A 17,590-nucleotide genomic window follows, 5' to 3' on the forward strand; every position below is an offset into this window, starting at 1 on the left:
GCGCCGAAGATCCCGTAACGGCCGATGGCCGGTGCGCTGTTGTCGCTCAGCGGCTCAGCCGAGTCGGGCCACGATGTGCGGGAGGTCGGCCGTCGTGCGGATCCCGGGGGACGCCTCGCACAGGACCGGTACGGCGTTGACGGCGCGGTTCGCCGTGTACGAGGGCGACATGGCGGCCATCCGGTCGAGGGGTACCGGGAAGCGCAGGTCGATGTCGAGCGGTGCGTCGCCGTCGACCGTGACGTGCCAGCCGGTGGCGCGGACGTCCCAGGCGCGGTCGAGGTCGGTGGTGCAGTACCAGGTGGCCCGGAAGCGCAGCAACGGTCGGCCGCCGCGCAGTCCCGAGACCGTGATCCGCTGGGCGGCCACGGTGCCCCGCCGCAGGGTGCCCGCCGCGATGTGGACCGGGCGGGGCGCGGTCGCGACCTCCCCCTCGGCCTCCACCGAGTCGAGCGGGATCGAGAGCGTGTCGGCGACCAAGTGCAGCGACGGGCCGAAGCTGTCGCGCACCACGGACAGCCGGCGCTCGTCGTACTCGGCGGGGGGTTTGCCGAACCCCATGACGTCGAAGAGGAGTCCGGGTGAGTCGCGCCGGGAGAGATCGGCGAACTCCTCGATCGTCAGGCCGTCGAGTCGCCGTTGGATCGAACTCAGGGCGAGGGGCAGCGCCTCCGTGATGAACCCCGGGCTGCTGCCGGTGCTGTGGATCGAGGACTTGCCGCTCTCGCACGCGGCCTCGACCCGCTCGCGCACCGCGGGGTCGAGGCTGGCGGCGCGATGGAACTCGCCGCGCGTCGTCACGACGTTCGCGCCCGTGGCCAGCAACCGGCACACCTCGTCCATGTCGCAGGCGCGCGGCATGTAGAGGACGCAGTCGGCGCCGAGCGCCACGATCTCGTCGATGTCGTGGGTGGCGATCACACCGGTCGGGCCCAGGCCGCACAGCTCGCCCGCGTCACGTCCCGCCTTGTCCGGCGTGTGCGCGTACAGCCCGGCCAGCGTCAGGTCCGGATGTTCGAGGACCGCCCGCAGCGCGCGGGAGCCGATGTTGCCGCTGGCCCATTGGACGACCCGGAGTTGAGGCCTGGCGTCCGTCCGTACGGTCATGGGAACCCCCTGATCCTCCGGCACGATGGTGAGAACCATACTCTCCGAAGTGGAGAATGGAACTCCCGGCGCGGGTGAACCAGGGGGTGGGGTCCGTGTTACGCGGAGGCGGACCTGCCCGCCGTGGCCGGAACGCCCGAGATGCCGCCCAGGCAGAACTGCCAGACCTCCTCGGAGGTCACCGGGTGGGCGTGGCTGTCGGCGGGGACGCCGTGGGCCTGCGAGGCGAACATGACGGTCTGCATGACGAGGGCGGCCTGACGGCGGGGTTTCCCGCCGGCGATCAGACCCGCCTCGGCGGCCTGCTCGATGATCTCGGTGAAGACCGTGAGCAGCGGGATGTGGGCGGTCGCCACCTGCTCGGGGTGCTTGACCAGGAGTTGCAGCGCGAAGTCGTTGAACAGCGGGCGCTGGACGCCGGGGCTGGGGTGCGACTGCTCGTAGAGCGTCTCGACGGCGATCCGCAGGCGCTGCAGGGGGTCGCTCTCGGTGGCGGCCGCCTCGCGGACCTTGGCGGCACCCATCGAGAGGGCGTCCTCGAACAGGGCGAGGAGCAGCTCGTGCTTGCCGTCGAAGTGCTGGTAGAAGCTGCGCAGGGACTGCTTCGAGCGGTCGACGACCTCCTGGACGGTGAAGTCGGTCGTGCCCTTCTCGACGATCAACTCCTGTGCCGAGTCCAGGAAGCGCTGCACGCGTTGCTCGGCGCGAAGCTTCGCGGCACGGGTCGATCGCTCTACGGCGCGCTGGCGCCACGCTGGTTCTTCTGGGACTGCGGTCACATTGCAGAACGATACTCCACTTCAACGGGAATAAGTCGCGGCGCCCTACCGAATCACGCAGCGCAGGATACGAGACTCTTACTTGCGTTCACTGAGAATGATATTCTCACCGCATGCATCTGGGATGGCAGGCGAAGCAGCGCCCCGACGCGATCGCGGTCATCGAGAGCGGCGGCAGGACCGTCACGTACGCCGAGCTCGACGCACGGTCCCGGCAGCCGGCGGAGGCGCTCGGCCTCAGGCCGGGGGACGCCCTCGCGATCCGTATGCCCAGCGGCGCCCACCTCCTCCCCTCGGAGATCGACGAGACGGCCGAAAGTAAGCTGCCCGCCGCGCGGCGCGCCCGTGACCTGAGCAGCCTGCGCCTGATCCACGAGTGCTACTCCGGGACAGAGGTCTACGGCTTCACGGTCATCGGTCCGCAGGAGTGGCCGGCCCACCCGGGATCGGTGGACCGGGCGGGGGTCGCCGACGTCGCGGTGATCGGGGTCCCGGACCCCGAGAGGGGCGAACGGGTCCTCGCGGTGGTCCAGCCCGCCGCCGCCGAGGTGACCGCCGACGAGCTGCTCGCGTACTGCCGGGAGCGTCTCGCCACGTACAAGTGCCCGCGCGCCGTCGACTTCGTCCTCAGTCTGCCCAGGGACCCCAGCGGAACGTTGCGCAAGGGCCTGCTCCAGGAGACGTACTGGCGGAACCACGAAACGAGGATCGTCTGACATGGCATGGGACTTTTCCACCGAGCCGGAGTTCGAGAAGAAACTGGAGTGGATCAGGTGGTTCCGCGCCGAGCGTGTGGACCCGCTGGACCTGGTCTACCCGGACCGGGCCTTCCACCCCCTCGACGAGGAGACCGGCCCGGTCGTCCGGGCCCTCAAGCAGCAGGTGCGTGACCAGGGCCTGTGGGCGCCCCACCTCGGTCCGGAGCTCGGTGGACGCGGCTTCGGACAGCTCAAGCTGGCCCTCATCAACGAGATCCTGGGCGAGTCCAGTTGGGCCCCCGTCATCTTCGGCACGGCCGCGCCGGACACCGGCAACGCCGAGATCATCGCCCGCTACGGCACCGAGGAGCAGAAGGAGCGCTATCTCACCCCGCTGCTCGAAGGCGAGTGTTTCTCCTGTTTCTCCATGACGGAGCCGCAGGCCGGCGCCGACCCGAAGATGTTCACCACACGCGCCGAACGGGACGGCGACGACTGGGTCATCACGGGCCGCAAGTTCTTCTCCTCCAATGCGCGCACCTCGACATTCGTCATCGTGATGGCGGTGACCGACCCGGACGTCAGCGCGTACCGGGGCATGTCGATGTTCCTGGTGCCCAGCGACACCCCCGGTATCCGGATGGAGCGCCACCTCGGTCTGATGAGCGAGGCCCCGGACGAGGGCATGCACGCGCTCATCGAGTACGACGGCGTCCGCGTCCCCGGTGACGCGTTGCTCGGCGGCGAGGGCCAGGCCTTCGCCATCGCGCAGACCCGGCTCGGCGGCGGACGGGTCCACCACGCGATGCGGGTCGTGGGCCAGTGCCAGAAGGCGCTGGACATGATGGCCGAGCGCGCCCTGTCCCGGGAGACCCAGGGCAGCAGGCTGGCCGACAAGCAGCTCGTCCAGGCCGACCTGGCCGACTCCTACGCGCAGTTGCAGCAGTTCCGGCTGTTCGTGCTGCACACGGCCTGGCAGATCGACCGGTACCAGGACTACAAGCGGGTCCGCAAGGACATCTCCGCCATCAAGTTCCTGACACCGAAGGTGCTGCACGACATCGTGTACCGCTCCATGCACCTGCACGGCGCCCTGGGCGTGTCCAACGAGATGCCCTTCGCCGACATGTGGACCGGCGCGGCCGTCATGGCCGTCGTCGACGGGCCCTCGGAGATTCACAAGGTCACGGTGGCCAAGGACCTCCTGCGCGGCTACGAGGCCGCGTCGGGGCCCTGGCCCTCACAGCATCTGCCCGCTCGCCGGGAGTGGGCCCGCAAGCAGCTGGAGAACATTTGAACCCTTCCCCCCCGCTGAAGCAGGGGGATTCCTGGCTCAGGTTGCCCGCGGGTCCAGCGGACCTACGGGTCTTGCACCCTCAACACCAGCCGGGTCGGAACCTGCCCGGTTTGGTACTGCAAGCAAAGGAGTTGCTGTGCTGGCTTGGCTCTCGCTCAGCACGGTGTGCGCGCTTGGTTCTCGCAACGCACATCGAGCACCGTACCCGATCGCGTGGACGGTCTTTCGCCCTGGAGGCGAAACCCCGTTCTCTGCCCTGCTCCGCAGGAGTCCGATTCCTCCCCGGTCTGAAGGCCGGGGCATCCTCGGAGGAACCAAGTGAACATCGAGTCGCTCGCCCGCTGGCTGGACGGTCGGGACATCGCCCCGGGTGAACCGGTCGAGGTGTCCCTCATATCCGGGGGCACCTCCAACGACATCTTCGACATCCGGCGCGGCGAACGGCGGATGGTGCTGCGCAAGCCCCCGGAGAAGGTCCCGCCGGGCCGCAACGACACGATGCTGCGGGAGTTCCGGGTGCTGAACGCGCTGGGCGGGACGGAGGTGCCGCACCCGGAGGCCATCGCGGTCTGCGACGACACCGACGTGATCGGCTCGTGCTTCTACCTCATGGGCCATGTGAACGGCTGGTCGCCGATGAACACCGACGGCTGGCCCGAGCCCTTCAAGAGCGATCTGTCCCTGCGCCCCGGTCTCGCCTACGAGCTGGTGGAGGGCATCGCCAAGCTCGGCAACGTCGACTGGCGGGCCCAGGGACTCGAGGGGTTCGGCCGGCCCGACGGCTTCCACGACCGCCAGGTGGACCGCTGGCAGGCGCACCTGGCGAAGTTCAGGTTCCGCGAGATACCGGGACTGGACGCGGCGGCCGCCTGGCTGCGCACCCACCGGCCCCGGCACTGGGAGCCGGGCATCATCCACGGCGACTACCAGTTCGCCAACGTGATGTTCAAGCACGGGGCGCCCGCCGAGCTCGCCGCCCTGGTCGACTTCGAGATGGCCACCGTGGGCGACCCGCTGCTCGACCTCGGCTGGGTCGTCATGGGCTGGCCGAACGCCGACGAGGACCGGGACACGGCGGGCAGGTACGCCGACTACACGGGCATGCCGGACCGGGCCGACATCATCGAGCACTACGCCAAGGTCAGCGGCCGGGACGTCGCCGACATCGACTACTACGTGATCCTGGCCCGGTTCAAGATGGCGATCGTGCTGGAGGGCGGCTACGCCCGCCATGTGAAGGGCGACGGCGGCAACCCGAAGATGGCCTACTACGGGGACGCGGTCCTGCAGATGGCGGCCCAGGCGGCCGAACTGGCCGCGACGACACGGCTATGAGAGCGGCCCGATGCCATGCCGTCGGCGGCCCGGTGGTCGTCGAGGAGATCCCCGACCCGGACGGTGAGGTACCCGTCGACGTGCACTACGCGGCGGTGAACTTCGCCGACGTCCTGGTGATCCAAGGCACCTACCAGGTGAAGGCGGAGCCGCCGTTCACTCCGGGCAGCGAGTTCGCCGGGGTGGTCGCCGAGTCGGGGCACGGGTTCGACAAGGGCGAGCGGGTCTTCGGTTCCGTCTTCGTCGGTGCCTTCGCCGAGCGGGTCGCCGTCCGGGCGGCCAGCCTGTACCGGATCCCCGACCCGATCCCGACCCGGCGCGCCGCGGCCTTCGGGGTCTCGCACGCCACCGCCTACAACGCGCTGACGCTGATCGGTCGCCTCCAGGAGGGGGAGCGGGTGGCGGTGCTCGGCGCGGCCGGCGGGGTCGGTCTCGCGGCCGTCGAACTGGCCGCGCTGCTCGGCGCGGAGGTGGTCGCCGTGGCCTCCACCGAGCAGAAGCGGGCGGCCTGCCTCGCACAGGGCGCCCATGAAGCGCTCCCGTACGACGACCTCAAGCGGCGGCTGCGGGACTCGGGCGGCGCCGACCTCGTGATCGACCCGGTCGGCGGACCGCACTCCGAACAGGCGCTGCGGGCCATGCGCTGGGGCGGCCGGTTCGTGAACGTCGGCTTCGCCAGCGGCGAGGTGCCCCGGCTCCCGCTCAATCTGGCGATGCTCAAGGGCGTCACGATCCACGGCTTCGACTTCGGCGGCTGGGCGCGGCACGGCCGGGAGCGGCTGGCCGTCACCCGCGGCGAGTTGAACCGCATGTTCGCCGAGGACCTGATCCACCCCCGGGTCCACGCCGTCCACCCGCTCGACGAGGTGGCGACGGCCCTGGACCTGGACCGCCGTGCCATCGGCAAGACCCTTCTGGAGGTGGGCCGTGGAGTGTGAGTTCGACGAGGACCAACGGCTGCTGCAACGGCTGGTACGGGAGACGGTCGCCAAGTCGCGCTCGCAGCCCGCGGACCAGCTCTGGGCGACCTATCTGGAACTGGGGTGGCTGGAGGCCCCACCGGTGGAACTCGCCATCGTCCTGGAGGAGTTGGGGTACGCCGCCGACCCGACCCCCTTCCTGGCCACGGCCACCTGGTTCGCTCCGCTCGCCGGGCGGCTGCCGAGCGGCTCGGGAACCGCAGTCTTCGACGGCTCCGGCCGGTTCGTCCTCGACGCGGACCGGGCGGACGAGATCGCCCTGCTCACCCGCGACGGCGTGCGGATCGTGGCGGGCCCGGAGCTCGGCGCGGCACGCGTCGACATCTTCGATCCGACCCTCCACGTGGCCCATGTGGAGGCGCCCGACCTGGTCCCCGGGATCCCGGACCTCGCCCTGATGGGCCTGGCGATCTCCACGGTCGGCAGCTGCCGGCGCATCCTGGATCTGGCCGTGGCCCATGTGAAGGAACGCGTCCAGTTCGATGTGCCCATCGGCTCCTTCCAGGCCGTCAAGCACAAGGCGGCGGACATGTATGTCGCCATCGAACGGGCCCGGGCCCTCGCCTACTTCTCCGCGCTGACCATCGCCGAGGACGACCCACGGCGTGGCAGGGCGGCCTCGATGGCCAAGGCCGCCGCCGGGGAGTGCCAGCGGATCGTCTTCCGTAACGGCTTCCAGCTCTTCGGAGCGATGGGCTTCACCTGGGAGAACGAACTGCAGATCCACCTCAAGCGGGCCAAGGCGGGCGATCTGCTGCTGGGGACGGCGGCCGTGCACCGCAGGGCGTTGCTGGAGAAGACGCGGCAGGAACGGGAGAGATCAGGGCCGCAGCGAGAGACGAGCGGGCAGGACGAGGTGGTGGCGGGATGAAGCTGGACTCCGGCTCCGAAGTGGAGGCGTTCCGCGTCGAGTTCGCCGCCTTCCTCGACGCCCATCTGCCCACCCCGGACGAGGCCGACCCCGCGTCGCGGTCGAGCGCCGACGTCCCCGCCTGGGCGCGCCGCTGGCAGCGCACGCTGTTCGACGCGGGCTGGCTGCTGCCCGGCAACCCTCCTGAGTACGGCGGCCGGAACGCGACCCTGCCGCAGCAACTCGCCCACCTGGAGGAGCTGTCGAGGCGGCGGATCTACCACAGCTTCAACCCCCAAGGCATCGGCATCGTCGCGGCCTCGATCCTCACCTTCGGGACCGAGGAGCAGAAGAAGCGGTGGGCGATTCCCCTCCTGCGCACCGAGATCACGGCGGCGCTCGGCATGAGCGAGCCGGGCGCCGGATCCGACCTCGCCGGGCTGCGTACCCGCGCGGTCCTGGACGGCGACCACTTCGTCGTCAACGGGCAGAAGGTGTGGACGTCGGGCGCGCACGACGCGGACGTCCTGCTGACGTTCGTCCGCACCGACCCGGCCGCGCCCAAGCACAAGGGCATCAGCGTGCTGCTCGTCCCCACCGACACCGAGGGTGTGGTGCGCAGGCCGTTCGCGTCCATGGCCGCGCAGGACGACCTCGACTTCAACGAGGTGTTCTTCACCGACGTCCGGGTCCCGCGTGAGAACCTCGTCGGTCCTTTGAACAAGGGCTGGTCGGTGGCGCACGGCTCGCTCGGACACGAGCGGACCATGCTGTGGCTGAGCTTCGCCGAGCGCCTCGACGACCTGATCCGGGACGCGCCCAGCGACGAGGAGTGGTACGCGACCCTCCTCATGGACGCCCAGGCGCTCAGGCTGCTCGGCTACCGCCAGCTGGGCGGCGACCGCGACCCGGCGGAGCTGTCGGTCCTCAAGCTGCTCGGCTCCGAGGCGATCCAGGTCGCGAGCCTTAACGCACTGGAGGACCGCGGGCCGGAGGGCCTGCTCCATCCCGAAGTGACCGGCCCGCCGAATCACATGAGCATCGACAACTTCATCTCCAGCTGGTTCGAGCGGTACGCGCGCAGCTTCGCCGGGACGATCGCGGGCGGCACCTCGGAGATCCAGCGCAACATCATCGCCGAGCGCGTCCTCGGCCTGCCGAGATAACCCAGGAGGACGTGGATGGACCAGATTCTGTACGAGGTCGAGGACCGGGTCGCGGTCATCAGCCTCAACCGGCCCGAGGTCGCCAACGCCCAGACCATGGGACTCCTCGACGACCTGGACGCGGCCTGGACCCGCGCCGCGGCCGACGAGGACGTACGGGTGATCGTGCTGCGGGGCAACGGACGGCACTTCTCGGCCGGCCACGACCTGAAGGACCGCTGGCCGAGCCCCGACAAGATCACCCTGGAGTGGATCTACACCGCCGAGGCGCGCAGGTACCTGGAGTACACCCTGCGCTGGCGCAATGTGCCCAAGCCGTCGATCGCCGCGGTCCAGGGCAAGTGCATCGCGGGTGGCCTGATGCTGTGCTGGCCCTGCGATCTGATCGTGGCCGCCGTGAATGCCGAGTTCTCCGATCCCGTCGTGCACATGGGCATCGGGGGAGTGGAGTATCACGGTCACACCTGGGAGCTCGGACCGCGCAAGGCGAAGGAGATCCTCTTCACCGGCCGGGCCGTCACCGCCGAGGAGGCGGAGAAGGTCGGCATGGTCAACCGTGTCGTCCCGCTCGACGAACTCGACACGGCCACCATGGAGTTGGCCGGGCAGATCGCGCGGATGCACCCCTTCGCGCTCCGCCAGGCCAAGCGGGCCGTCAACCAGACCCTGGACGTGCAGGGCTTCTACGCGGCCGTCCAGTCGGTGTTCGACATCCACGAGACCGGGCACGGGAACGCGCTGAGCGTGGGCGGCTACCCGATCCTCACGCGGTTGGAAGAGATGAAGGACCACATCAAGGCGCAGTGAACGCGGCCCACTTGAGGACGACGTCCTGAGGGGCGGGGCGCGAAACGCGCCCCGCCCCTCGGAACAACCCCGTGGGCAGACCTTGTTCAGCCGCGCTCGTGACGGAAGACCTTTCCTCCCTTCATCACGAAGCGGACGTCGGCCATCACCGAGATGTCCTCCAGCGGATTGCCGGGTACGGCGATCAGGTCCGCGAGGAGCCCTTCGGCGATCCGTCCGCGGTCCTCGGCATCGATCAGCTCGGCCGCGTTGACCGTCGCCGCCCGGAGCACCTCCAGTGGGGTCATCCCGCGCTCGACGAGCGCGATGAGCTCCTGGGCGCCGCGGCCGTGCGGGATCGCCGGCGCGTCGGTGCCGACCGCGATCTTCACGCCCGCCTTGAGGGCCCGGGCGACGACCGTCCTGGCGTGCGGGAAGATCTCGCCGGCCTTGGCCTTCAGTTCGGGCGGGGCCTTGGAGATGTCCATGCCGTCGATCAGGGCGGTGGTGGCGACGAGGAAGGTGCCGCGCTCGGCCATCAGCTCGATGGTCTCGTCGTCCAGCAGGAAGCCGTGCTCGATGCAGTCGATGCCGGCCTCCACGGCCGACCGGACGGCGGCGGCGCCGTGGGTGTGCGCCGCCACCTTGAGGCCGCGCCGGTGAGCCTCGTCCACGATGGCCCGCAACTCCTCGGCGGAGTAGTGCTGGGCGCCCGCGGTGCCGGTGTGGGACATGACCCCGCCCGACGCACAGACCTTGATCAGCTGGGCGCCGTACTTGATCTGGTGGCGGACGGCCTTGCGCACCTCGTCGACGCCGTTGGCGATGCCCTCCTCCAGGGAGAGGGGCATGATGCCGGGGGCGTACGCGGCGAACATCGTCGGGTCCAGATGCCCTCCGGTCGGGGTGATCGCGTGCCCCGCGGGGACGATGCGGGGGCCGTCGATCCAGCTGGCGTCGATGGCCTTGGCCAGCGCGACGTCCAGCAGATAGCCGCCGGTCTTCACGAACAGGCCGAGGTTCCTGACGGTGGTGAACCCCGAGCGCAGTGTCCGGCGTGCGTTGGCGACCCCGCGCAGCATGCGCAGCGGCGGGTCGTCCTGGACGGGAGAGAGGCCCGGGACCTCGCCCCGGCCTCCCATGAGGAGGTTGACCTCCATGTCCATCAGGCCGGGCAGCAGAGTGACGTCGCCCAGATCCAGGACGTCACCCTCGCCTCCTCCTCCGCGGCCGCCGCTCGTGATGCGGTCGCCGTCGACGGTGACCAGGCCCGGTTCCTCGATCCGCCCCGTCTCGACGTGCAGGAGGCGGGCGGCCTTGAGCGTGACCACCTCAGACCTGCGGTTCGGCGATGACGTCGAGGTAGGCGGCGCCCGAGTCGGGGACGCGGGGCTGCTTCCAGACCTCGATGGGGAACGACACCATGACGAGGGAGAACATGAGCAGCATCAGGTTGCGTTCGGGCTCGGGCAGGTCGTCGAGCGGGAACGTGTCGAGGTGTGTCGTCGCGCGGTCCAGCAGGGGGAACGCCGCGTCGTAGAACGCCTGCATGTCCGTCATGCTGCTGGCGAGACGCTTGGCGTAGCGTTCGCGTTCGCTGCCGAGGATCCAGTCGCTGTAGGGCTCGAGTCCGGCGAAGTCACTCGGCAGCATCGGCATGCTCCTTCACGTAGTCCCTCACGACCTTGTGGAGGTGGCGCAGGAGGATCTCCTGGTCGTTGAGGGGGAAGTCGGTGACATAGCGGCCCTTGAGCATGGTCTGCGTGGCCTCGAGGGTGTTGCCGTCCTGGAGGGCGTACTCCTTGAAGGTGACGGCGGTGAGTTCCTGGGCGAGGCGCTCGCGGGCCGTCTTCGCGGGGACGAAGTAGAGGTTCGCCTCGAACAGGTGCTTGTCCACGGCCGTCGGCCAGTAGTGGTACGTCAGATACCAGCCCGGTGCCCACAGGAGCAGCATGAAGTTGGGGAACAGCACGAAGGAGTCGGTGCCCCAGGAGCGGTGGCGGCCCGGATTGACACCGGCCGGCAGTGGGTCGAGGCCTGCGATGTCGGGCCGGTCCCAGGGGCCGAACAGACCGCTGCGCAGCTCCCGTTCGATCGGCTTGACCATCGAGGGGTCCTTCGGCGGCGCCATGCCGCCCCAGGACGAGATCATCGAGTGGGGGCTGTGCAGCTCGTAGTGGAGCGCCTCGAAACCGTAGCCCAGGAGCTTCTCCGCCTCCTCCTTGGTGGCCTGCTTCTGGTGCAGGACGGGAGCGTGGTAGAACTCCGCGAAGGCGTCGATGAACAGCTTCCAGTTGCTGCCGACCTCGGCCTTGTAGGTGAAGACGTCGGTCATCTCGTGGAAGGGGTAACCCTCCAGGCCCTTGGCCATGTCCCCGAGATACTCCCGAAGGCCCTGCTGGGGGTCGAGGTTGACGAAGACGAAGCCTTCCCAGATGTCGCAGGCGACTTCCTTGAGGCCGTAGTCGTCCTTGTCGAGGTCGAAGAACTCGCCCTCCTGCTGGACGAAGGTGAGCTTGCCGGTGAGGTCGTAGCGCCAGGCGTGGTACTTGCAGGTGAACTGGCGGCAGGTGCCCTTGACCTCCTCGCCCGGGAAGTCGTTCCACACCAGCTTGTTGCCGCGGTGGCGGCAGACGTTGTGGAAGGCGCGGATCTGCTGGTCGCGGCCGCGGACGATGATCAGTGAGGTGCCGGCCGCGGCGAGTTCCTTGGTGAAGTAGTGGCCGGGCTTGGGGACCTGCTCGACGCGGCCGACGTTGAGCCAGGTCCGCTTGAAGATGGCCTCCCGCTCGGCCTCGTAGTAGGCGGGATCGATCGAGTCCTCGTAGTTCACGGGACTCGTGCCCAGTTCGGGGTACTGCTCGGTCCAGCTCCCGGCCTCAGGCTTGCTGAAGTGTGGCATGGCTGCTCCCCTTTCCAGAGTGAGAATAGCATTCTCACTCAGTGATAGTGAAGTTCTCCGCAGGTAGGCCGGGATCGAGCTCCACCTCGAAGGTGTTGAGGACCATGGCCAACAGGCCGTACGTGCCGACGGTGAAGACCAGATCCATGAGCTGCCGGTCGTTCAGTTCGGCGGCGAGCGCCCGGTAGGTGTCGTCGGACAGGCCCGAGTCCGTCTCGAGTTCGTCCACCGCCCTGGTGATCGGGGTCGGCTTGCCGACGCGGATCGCGTCGATCTCCTCGTCGGTGACGCCGGCCTTCCGGGCGATCAGCACATGCTGGGACCACTCGTACTGGCAGCGTCTGCGCCAGGCCACCCGCAGGATGGCCAGTTCGCGGGTGCGCGGCGACAGTGTCGAACGGCGGCTCAGTAGATATCGGCTGTAGCCCAGGAAGGCCGTGGCCAGTTCGGGGTGCTGCGCGAAGAGCCCCAGGGCGTTGGACGGCAGCAGTTTGCGCCCCGGCGCGAAGGACGCCATCGCCTCGGTGTCCCACTCGTCGTAGGGGAGTGGCGGGATGCGGTTCATGTGTTGCGGCCCCCGTTCACGCCCAGGATCTGGCCCGTGATGTAGCCGGCCTCCTCCGACACGAGGAACGCGCAGGCCGCGGCGATGTCCTCCGGGCGGCCGACCCGTCGTACCGGAGTGCGCTGAATGTGCTCCGCGACCGTCCCGCCGAGCAGTTCGCGCGCCTCCGCCTTGCGCAGCATCGGGGTGTCGATGAAACCGGGCGGCACCGCGTTGACGGTCACGCCGAACGGGCCCAGCTCCAGGGCCAGCGCCTTCGTCAGGCCGTTGACCGCCGACTTGGACGCCACGTAGTGCGTCATGAACGGCTGGCCCGACTGGGCGCTCGAGGAGGAGATGTTGACGATCCGTCCCCAGCGCGCCTCCAACATGTCGGGCAGCGCGGCCTGCACGCAGTGGAAGACGCCGTTCAGATTGACGTTGATCACCCGGTGCCAGGCCTCGAAGGTGAGGTCGGAGAAGCGCTTGAAGCCGTCCATTCCAGCCGCGTTGACCAGGATCGTGACCGGTCCCAGCCGCTCCCTGACCGCGGCAAGGGCCGCATCCACCTGGGCCCGGTCGGCGACGTCGGTGGCCGGAACGACACTCGTGTCCGACGGGTTGAGGTCGAGCGCGGCGACCTGGTAGCCGTCCTTGGCCAGCCGCTCCGCGATGGCCAGACCGATACCGGAAGCGCCGCCGGTGACGACCGCCGTCCTCATGACAGCTCCTCGTCGCCGACGATGGTGGTGCGCTGGAGAGTCCGCTGCGAGTCGGCGCTGTACGGCAGCGCCCGGTGCAGCATCCCGGTGTTGTCCCACATCACCAGGTCGCCGACCCGCCAGTCGTGGGTGTGGCGGAACCTCTCCTGGGTGGTCCACTCCAGCAACTGGTCCAGCAGGGCCCGGCTCTCGGCGGCAGCCATGCCGACGATGTGGTCCGCGGTCGCCCCGATCACCAGCGAGCGGCGGCCGTCCCGGCGCTTCCACACCAACGGCGTCTCGTGGGTGGGGACTTTGCGCCAGCCCGCGAGCACCTCGGGACCCGGATCGGGCGTCACCAGCCGCTGGGCCGCCTCGAAGCTGTGCACCACGCGCAGGTCGTCGTACTGCTTGCGGTCCGCCTCCGGAAGGTTCTCGTACGCCGCGTAGGTACTGGCGAACTCGGTTCCGCCGCCGGTCATGGCCACGTGCCGGGCGGTCAGCGTGGTCGTCCTGGTCGGTACGGGGTCGGTGGTGCCGTCGATGTGCCAGTGGAACGTCCCCTTGAGGTACTCGGCCGTGGGGTTCCTGGCCGGGTCGAGCGAGACGGTGAAGATCTCCTTGCCCCGCACCGCGAAGACCTTGCCCAGCTTGCGGCTGAAGGCCAGTTGGCCTTCGTCGTCGAGGTGCAGTCCGCGGATGAGGAGGATGCCGCGCCACTGGAGCGCCTCCGCGCACCGGCTGATCAGTTGATCGTCGAGCAGATTGCCGACGCCGGTGACCTCTACGCCCAGGCTCGGGCTGAGGGCCTTCGTTGCGATCATGAAAATCTCCCTTCCGGATGCGAGAATAGTATTCTCGCCGGTTGGTCTACCGGAAGGCCCGGGACGGCGGGCCTCTCGCCTCCCGCTGTCCGTCGAGACGGGCCTCCGATCCTGAATGATGGTCAGGTTTGGCCGGTCCTCGCCTTCTCTTGTCCGCCATGACGTTCTCGTTTCCGGAATATTGATTTGCGTAGGCTGAGAATGTAGTTTCCACCACATCCGAGCAAGGAGGCAGGATGCGGTTCCAGGACAAGGTTGCGATCGTCACCGGCGCGGGCCAGGGCATCGGCGAGGGCTATGCCAGGGCACTGGCGGCCGAGGGCGCTCGCGTGGTGGTCGCCGAACTCAACGAGGAACAGGGCGAGCGGGTCGCCAAGGAGATCGGCGACGCGGCTCTGTTCGTCAAGGTGGACGTGGCCGACCCGGCGTCGGCGGAGGCGATGGCGGCCGCCGTGATGGCGGAGTTCGGACGCATCGACTACCTGGTCAACAACGCCGCCATCTTCCACAGCATGAGGCGCGACGGCCTCACCACGGTCCCCCTCGACTACCTCAACCGCTTCCTCCAGGTGAACCTGATGGGCGCGCTGCACTGCACCCGCGCCGTCGTCCCGCACATGCCCGAGGGCGGCGCCATCGTCAACCAGTCGTCCACCGCCGCCTGGCTCGGAGGGGGTTACTACGGACTGGCCAAGGCAGGGATCAACAGCCTGACCGCCTCGCTCGCCGCCGAACTCGGCGGCAAGAACATCCGGGTCAACGGGATCGCGCCGGGACCCACGGACACCGAAGCCACCCGGAGCATCGTGCCCAAGGAGTTCCAGGAGCAGATGACGAACAGCCTGGCCATCAAACGGATGGGCACGCCCGAAGACCTGGCGCCCGCCGTCCTGTTCCTGCTGTCCGACGAGGCGCGCTGGCTGACCGGTCAGGTCGTCAGCGTCGACGGCGGACAGGTGGTCCGGCTGTGAAGCGCCTGCTCATCGACGGCCGGCTCGTCGAGACCGAGAAGACCTTCCCCTCGCTCAACCCCGCGACCGGCGAAGTGCTCGACCAGGCCCCCGACGCCACGGCCGCCGACGCCGAAGCCGCCGTCACCGCCGCCCGCCGCGCCTTCGACACCACGAGCTGGGCGACCGACACCGCCCGGCGCCTGCGCTGCCTCCGCCAGCTGGACCAGGCGCTGACCGACCATCAGGAAGAGCTGCGCGACCTGACGATCGCCGAGGTCGGCGCGCCCCGCATGCTCACCCACGGCCCCCAGCTGGACGAGCCGATCAAGCTGGTCTCGTACTACACCGACCTGCTGGAGAAGTACCCCCTGACCGAGGAGCTCGGCGAGACCGAGATCCGCGGGCAGCGCCACCGCCGCTGGGTGGAGAAGGAGGCGGCCGGGGTCGTCGCCGCGATCATCCCGTACAACTACCCGAACCAGCTCGCGCTCGCCAAGCTGGTCCCCGCCCTCGCCGCCGGCTGCACGGTCGTCCTCAAGGGCGCCCCGGACACCCCGCTGACCACGCTGTACCTGGGCGAACTGATCGCCGAGCACACGGACATCCCGCCCGGCGTGGTCAACGTCATCGTCTCCTCCGGGGTCGAGGCCGGCGAGGTGCTCACCAAGCACCCCGACGTCGACATGATCACCTTCACCGGCTCCACCGCGACGGGCCGCCGGATCATGGAGGCCGCGAGCGCCACCGTGAAGAAGGTCTTCCTGGAACTCGGCGGCAAGTCCGCCATGATCGTGCTCGACGACGCCGACTTCCGCGCCGCCTCCATGTTCGCGGCCTTCACCATCTGCTCCCACTCCGGACAGGGCTGCGCGCTCACCTCCCGGCTGCTCGTGCCGAGGGAGCACCACGACGAGATCGTCGCCATGGTCGCGGCCGGCCTCGAACGCGTGTCGTACGGCGATCCGACCGACCCCAAGACCTTCATGGGGCCGCTCATCAGCGAGCGCCAGCGCGACAAGGTCGACGGCATGGTGCAGCGGGCCGTCGCGGCCGGCGCCACGCTGGTCACCGGCGGCAAGCGCGTCGACCCGGGCTTCTTCTACACGCCCACCCTGCTCGCCGACGTCGACCCGGCCAGCGAGATCGCGCAGGACGAGGTCTTCGGACCTGTGCTCGCGGTCATCCCCTACGACGGCGAGGACGACGCCGTACGCATCGCCAACGACTCGATCTTCGGCCTGTCCGGCGCGGTGCACAGCGCCGACGCCCAACGGGCCATTGCCGTGGCGCGCCGGATCCGTACCGGCACCTTCAGCATCAACGGCGGCAACTACTTCTCCCAGGAAGTCCCCTTCGGCGGCTACAAGCAGTCGGGCGTCGGCCGGGAGAGCGGCGTCGCCGGACTGGAGGAGTTCCTGGAGACCAAGTCCTTCGCGGTGGTGGTCCCGTAATGCGTCCGCTCGAAGGCATCCGCGTCCTCGAAGTCGCCATGTACGGCTTCGTGCCCTCGGCGGGTGCCGTGCTCGCCGACTGGGGCGCGGACGTCATCAAGGTCGAACACGCCGTCACGGGCGATCCACAGCGCGGCCTGCGGCAGACCGGCACACTGCGCGTCGAGGGCGACCCGAACCCCAACATCGAGCACGCCAACCGGGGCAAGCGCAGCCTCGGCCTCGACATGACCCGGCCCGAGGGCAAGGAACTCCTCCACGACCTGGCCCGCCGCTCCGACGTGTTCCTCACCAGCTTCCTGCCCGGACACCGGCGGCGGTTCGGCATCGACGTCGACGACATCCGCGCGGTCAACCCCCGCATCATCTACGCCCGAGGCAGCGCGCTCGGGCCGCGCGGACCGGAATCCGAGAAGGGCGGGTACGACATGACCGCCTTCTGGGCCCGGGGCGGCACCGCCGCCAGCATCACCCCGCCCGGCGTCGAGGGCATGATCAGCCCCACACCCGCCTACGGGGACACCATCTCCGGCACGAATCTCGCCGGAGGCATCGCGGCGGCACTGCTGCGGCGCGAGCGCACCGGCGAACCGTCGGTCGTGGACGTCTCCCTGCTCGGCAGCGGCGTCTGGGCCAACGGCCAGGCCACCGCGGTCTCGCTGCACCTCGACAAGTCCTGGGTGGCACCGGTGCCCGGTGCCCACGGCTCGCCGATCAACCCGCTGTCCGGCATCTACGCCACCGCCGACGACCGCTATCTGGCCTTCGTCATGCTCCAGCCCGGAAAGTTCTGGGCCGACGTGTGCCACCACATCGACCACCCGGAGCTGGCCGACGACCCCCGCTTCGCCACGGCGGAGCTGCTCGCCGCGAACACCGAAGAGGCCGTCAAGATCCTGCGGACGGTGCTGGCCGGCCGCACCCTCGCCGAGTGGACCGAACGCTTCGCCACCCTTGCCGGGCCGTGGGCCCCGGTGCAGGACACCCTGCAGGTGGGCGCCGACGCGCAGATCCGGGCGAACGAGTACCTGCTCCGGGTCGGCGAGATCGATCTGGCCGCCAGCCCCGTGCAGTTCGACACCACCGCTCCCGCACTCGGGCCGGCGCCCGAGTTCGCTGCCCAGACCGAGGAAATCCTCAGGGAACTGGGACTGGACTGGCCCCGCATCATCGCGCTGAAAGAAGCGGGCGCGGTCACCTGACCACCCTTTTTTCGG

18 protein-coding genes are annotated in these 17,590 nt (G+C 69.3%); 10 read left to right on the top strand and 8 right to left on the bottom strand.

Annotation, left to right across the window (positions count from 1 at the left end; genetic code table 11):
- Window positions 1–54: 54 nt before the first annotated feature.
- Window positions 55–1,107 carry an NAD(P)H-dependent amine dehydrogenase family protein gene (locus ACZ7M3_RS30820; protein ID WP_472067343.1) on the bottom strand — a complete coding sequence of 351 codons (1,053 nt, stop codon included), beginning with the start codon at window positions 1,105–1,107 and terminating at the stop codon, window positions 55–57.
- Window positions 1,108–1,205: 98 nt separating this feature from the next.
- The gene (locus ACZ7M3_RS30825; protein WP_079174160.1) at window positions 1,206–1,886 is read right to left on the bottom strand and encodes a TetR/AcrR family transcriptional regulator; all 681 of its coding nucleotides are present in this window, start codon (window positions 1,884–1,886) and stop codon (window positions 1,206–1,208) included.
- A gap of 113 nt (window positions 1,887–1,999) precedes the next feature.
- Between ACZ7M3_RS30825 and ACZ7M3_RS30830 the strand changes: the two genes are divergently transcribed.
- From ACZ7M3_RS30830 to ACZ7M3_RS30860, 7 genes are all read left to right on the top strand, one after another.
- Complete coding sequence (locus ACZ7M3_RS30830; protein WP_472067345.1) at window positions 2,000–2,602, top strand: AMP-binding enzyme; 603 nt, start codon at window positions 2,000–2,002, stop codon at window positions 2,600–2,602.
- 1 nt (window position 2,603) lies between these two features.
- A complete protein-coding gene (locus tag ACZ7M3_RS30835) occupies window positions 2,604–3,881 on the top strand; it encodes an acyl-CoA dehydrogenase family protein (RefSeq protein WP_472067347.1) in 1,278 nt (425 codons plus the stop codon).
- A gap of 318 nt (window positions 3,882–4,199) precedes the next feature.
- Window positions 4,200–5,216, top strand: a complete 1,017-nt coding sequence (locus ACZ7M3_RS30840; RefSeq protein WP_472067349.1) for a phosphotransferase family protein — start codon at window positions 4,200–4,202, stop codon at window positions 5,214–5,216.
- Window positions 5,213–6,154, top strand: coding sequence for an NADPH:quinone oxidoreductase family protein (locus tag ACZ7M3_RS30845; protein WP_472067351.1), 942 nt, complete (start codon window positions 5,213–5,215; stop codon window positions 6,152–6,154). The genes ACZ7M3_RS30840 and ACZ7M3_RS30845 overlap by 4 nt, the downstream gene beginning before the upstream one ends.
- Entirely contained in the window at window positions 6,144–7,067 is a 924-nt protein-coding gene (locus ACZ7M3_RS30850; RefSeq protein ID WP_472067353.1) for an acyl-CoA dehydrogenase family protein, read from the top strand. The genes ACZ7M3_RS30845 and ACZ7M3_RS30850 overlap by 11 nt, the downstream gene beginning before the upstream one ends.
- The gene (locus ACZ7M3_RS30855) at window positions 7,064–8,212 is read left to right on the top strand and encodes an acyl-CoA dehydrogenase family protein (RefSeq protein ID WP_472067355.1); all 1,149 of its coding nucleotides are present in this window, start codon (window positions 7,064–7,066) and stop codon (window positions 8,210–8,212) included. The genes ACZ7M3_RS30850 and ACZ7M3_RS30855 overlap by 4 nt, the downstream gene beginning before the upstream one ends.
- A gap of 15 nt (window positions 8,213–8,227) precedes the next feature.
- Entirely contained in the window at window positions 8,228–9,019 is a 792-nt protein-coding gene (locus ACZ7M3_RS30860) for an enoyl-CoA hydratase (protein WP_472067357.1), read from the top strand.
- A gap of 86 nt (window positions 9,020–9,105) precedes the next feature.
- On the opposite strand, the gene ACZ7M3_RS30865 is transcribed toward ACZ7M3_RS30860, so the two are convergent.
- The 6 genes from ACZ7M3_RS30865 to ACZ7M3_RS30890 are packed head-to-tail and all read right to left on the bottom strand — an operon-like array spanning window position 9,106 to window position 13,969.
- Entirely contained in the window at window positions 9,106–10,329 is a 1,224-nt protein-coding gene (locus ACZ7M3_RS30865) for a metal-dependent hydrolase family protein (protein WP_472067359.1), read from the bottom strand.
- 1 nt (window position 10,330) lies between these two features.
- Window positions 10,331–10,651, bottom strand: coding sequence for a hypothetical protein (locus tag ACZ7M3_RS30870; RefSeq protein ID WP_472067361.1), 321 nt, complete (start codon window positions 10,649–10,651; stop codon window positions 10,331–10,333).
- On the bottom strand, window positions 10,638–11,900 hold the full coding sequence (locus ACZ7M3_RS30875; RefSeq protein WP_472067363.1) for an aromatic ring-hydroxylating oxygenase subunit alpha: 1,263 nt from the start codon (window positions 11,898–11,900) through the stop codon (window positions 10,638–10,640). The genes ACZ7M3_RS30870 and ACZ7M3_RS30875 overlap by 14 nt, the downstream gene beginning before the upstream one ends.
- A gap of 34 nt (window positions 11,901–11,934) precedes the next feature.
- The gene (locus ACZ7M3_RS30880; protein WP_472067365.1) at window positions 11,935–12,465 is read right to left on the bottom strand and encodes a carboxymuconolactone decarboxylase family protein; all 531 of its coding nucleotides are present in this window, start codon (window positions 12,463–12,465) and stop codon (window positions 11,935–11,937) included.
- A complete protein-coding gene (locus ACZ7M3_RS30885; RefSeq protein WP_472067367.1) occupies window positions 12,462–13,166 on the bottom strand; it encodes an SDR family NAD(P)-dependent oxidoreductase in 705 nt (234 codons plus the stop codon). The genes ACZ7M3_RS30880 and ACZ7M3_RS30885 overlap by 4 nt, the downstream gene beginning before the upstream one ends.
- On the bottom strand, window positions 13,163–13,969 hold the full coding sequence (locus tag ACZ7M3_RS30890) for a TauD/TfdA dioxygenase family protein (RefSeq protein ID WP_472067369.1): 807 nt from the start codon (window positions 13,967–13,969) through the stop codon (window positions 13,163–13,165). The genes ACZ7M3_RS30885 and ACZ7M3_RS30890 overlap by 4 nt, the downstream gene beginning before the upstream one ends.
- Before the next feature lie 236 nt (window positions 13,970–14,205).
- Here ACZ7M3_RS30890 and ACZ7M3_RS30895 point away from each other — a divergent pair, with 236 nt between their 5' ends.
- The 3 genes from ACZ7M3_RS30895 to ACZ7M3_RS30905 are packed head-to-tail and all read left to right on the top strand — an operon-like array spanning window position 14,206 to window position 17,575.
- Window positions 14,206–14,940, top strand: coding sequence for an SDR family oxidoreductase (locus ACZ7M3_RS30895; RefSeq protein ID WP_388124131.1), 735 nt, complete (start codon window positions 14,206–14,208; stop codon window positions 14,938–14,940).
- The gene (locus tag ACZ7M3_RS30900; protein ID WP_472067371.1) at window positions 14,937–16,373 is read left to right on the top strand and encodes an aldehyde dehydrogenase family protein; all 1,437 of its coding nucleotides are present in this window, start codon (window positions 14,937–14,939) and stop codon (window positions 16,371–16,373) included. The genes ACZ7M3_RS30895 and ACZ7M3_RS30900 overlap by 4 nt, the downstream gene beginning before the upstream one ends.
- Entirely contained in the window at window positions 16,373–17,575 is a 1,203-nt protein-coding gene (locus ACZ7M3_RS30905; RefSeq protein WP_472067373.1) for a CaiB/BaiF CoA transferase family protein, read from the top strand. The genes ACZ7M3_RS30900 and ACZ7M3_RS30905 overlap by 1 nt, the downstream gene beginning before the upstream one ends.
- The last annotated feature ends 15 nt before the right edge of the window (window positions 17,576–17,590 follow it).

The organism is Streptomyces sp. NPDC111656, from assembly GCF_055656965.1.

Excerpts from the sequence above, each read along its gene's own strand:
- ACZ7M3_RS30845 (WP_472067351.1), top strand. The coding sequence starts at position 5,213 with ATGAGAGCGGCCCGATGCCATGCCGTCGGCGGCCCGGTGGTCGTCGAG.
- ACZ7M3_RS30835 (WP_472067347.1), top strand. The coding sequence starts at position 2,604 with ATGGCATGGGACTTTTCCACCGAGCCGGAGTTCGAGAAGAAACTGGAG.
- ACZ7M3_RS30830 (WP_472067345.1), top strand. The coding sequence starts at position 2,000 with ATGCATCTGGGATGGCAGGCGAAGCAGCGCCCCGACGCGATCGCGGTC.
- ACZ7M3_RS30875 (WP_472067363.1), bottom strand. The coding sequence starts at position 11,900 with ATGCCACACTTCAGCAAGCCTGAGGCCGGGAGCTGGACCGAGCAGTAC.
- ACZ7M3_RS30860 (WP_472067357.1), top strand. The coding sequence starts at position 8,228 with ATGGACCAGATTCTGTACGAGGTCGAGGACCGGGTCGCGGTCATCAGC.
- ACZ7M3_RS30890 (WP_472067369.1), bottom strand. The coding sequence starts at position 13,969 with ATGATCGCAACGAAGGCCCTCAGCCCGAGCCTGGGCGTAGAGGTCACC.
- ACZ7M3_RS30905 (WP_472067373.1), top strand. The coding sequence starts at position 16,373 with ATGCGTCCGCTCGAAGGCATCCGCGTCCTCGAAGTCGCCATGTACGGC.
- ACZ7M3_RS30880 (WP_472067365.1), bottom strand. The coding sequence starts at position 12,465 with ATGAACCGCATCCCGCCACTCCCCTACGACGAGTGGGACACCGAGGCG.
- ACZ7M3_RS30855 (WP_472067355.1), top strand. The coding sequence starts at position 7,064 with ATGAAGCTGGACTCCGGCTCCGAAGTGGAGGCGTTCCGCGTCGAGTTC.
- ACZ7M3_RS30820 (WP_472067343.1), bottom strand. The coding sequence starts at position 1,107 with ATGACCGTACGGACGGACGCCAGGCCTCAACTCCGGGTCGTCCAATGG.
- ACZ7M3_RS30885 (WP_472067367.1), bottom strand. The coding sequence starts at position 13,166 with ATGAGGACGGCGGTCGTCACCGGCGGCGCTTCCGGTATCGGTCTGGCC.
- ACZ7M3_RS30870 (WP_472067361.1), bottom strand. The coding sequence starts at position 10,651 with ATGCTGCCGAGTGACTTCGCCGGACTCGAGCCCTACAGCGACTGGATC.
- ACZ7M3_RS30895 (WP_388124131.1), top strand. The coding sequence starts at position 14,206 with ATGCGGTTCCAGGACAAGGTTGCGATCGTCACCGGCGCGGGCCAGGGC.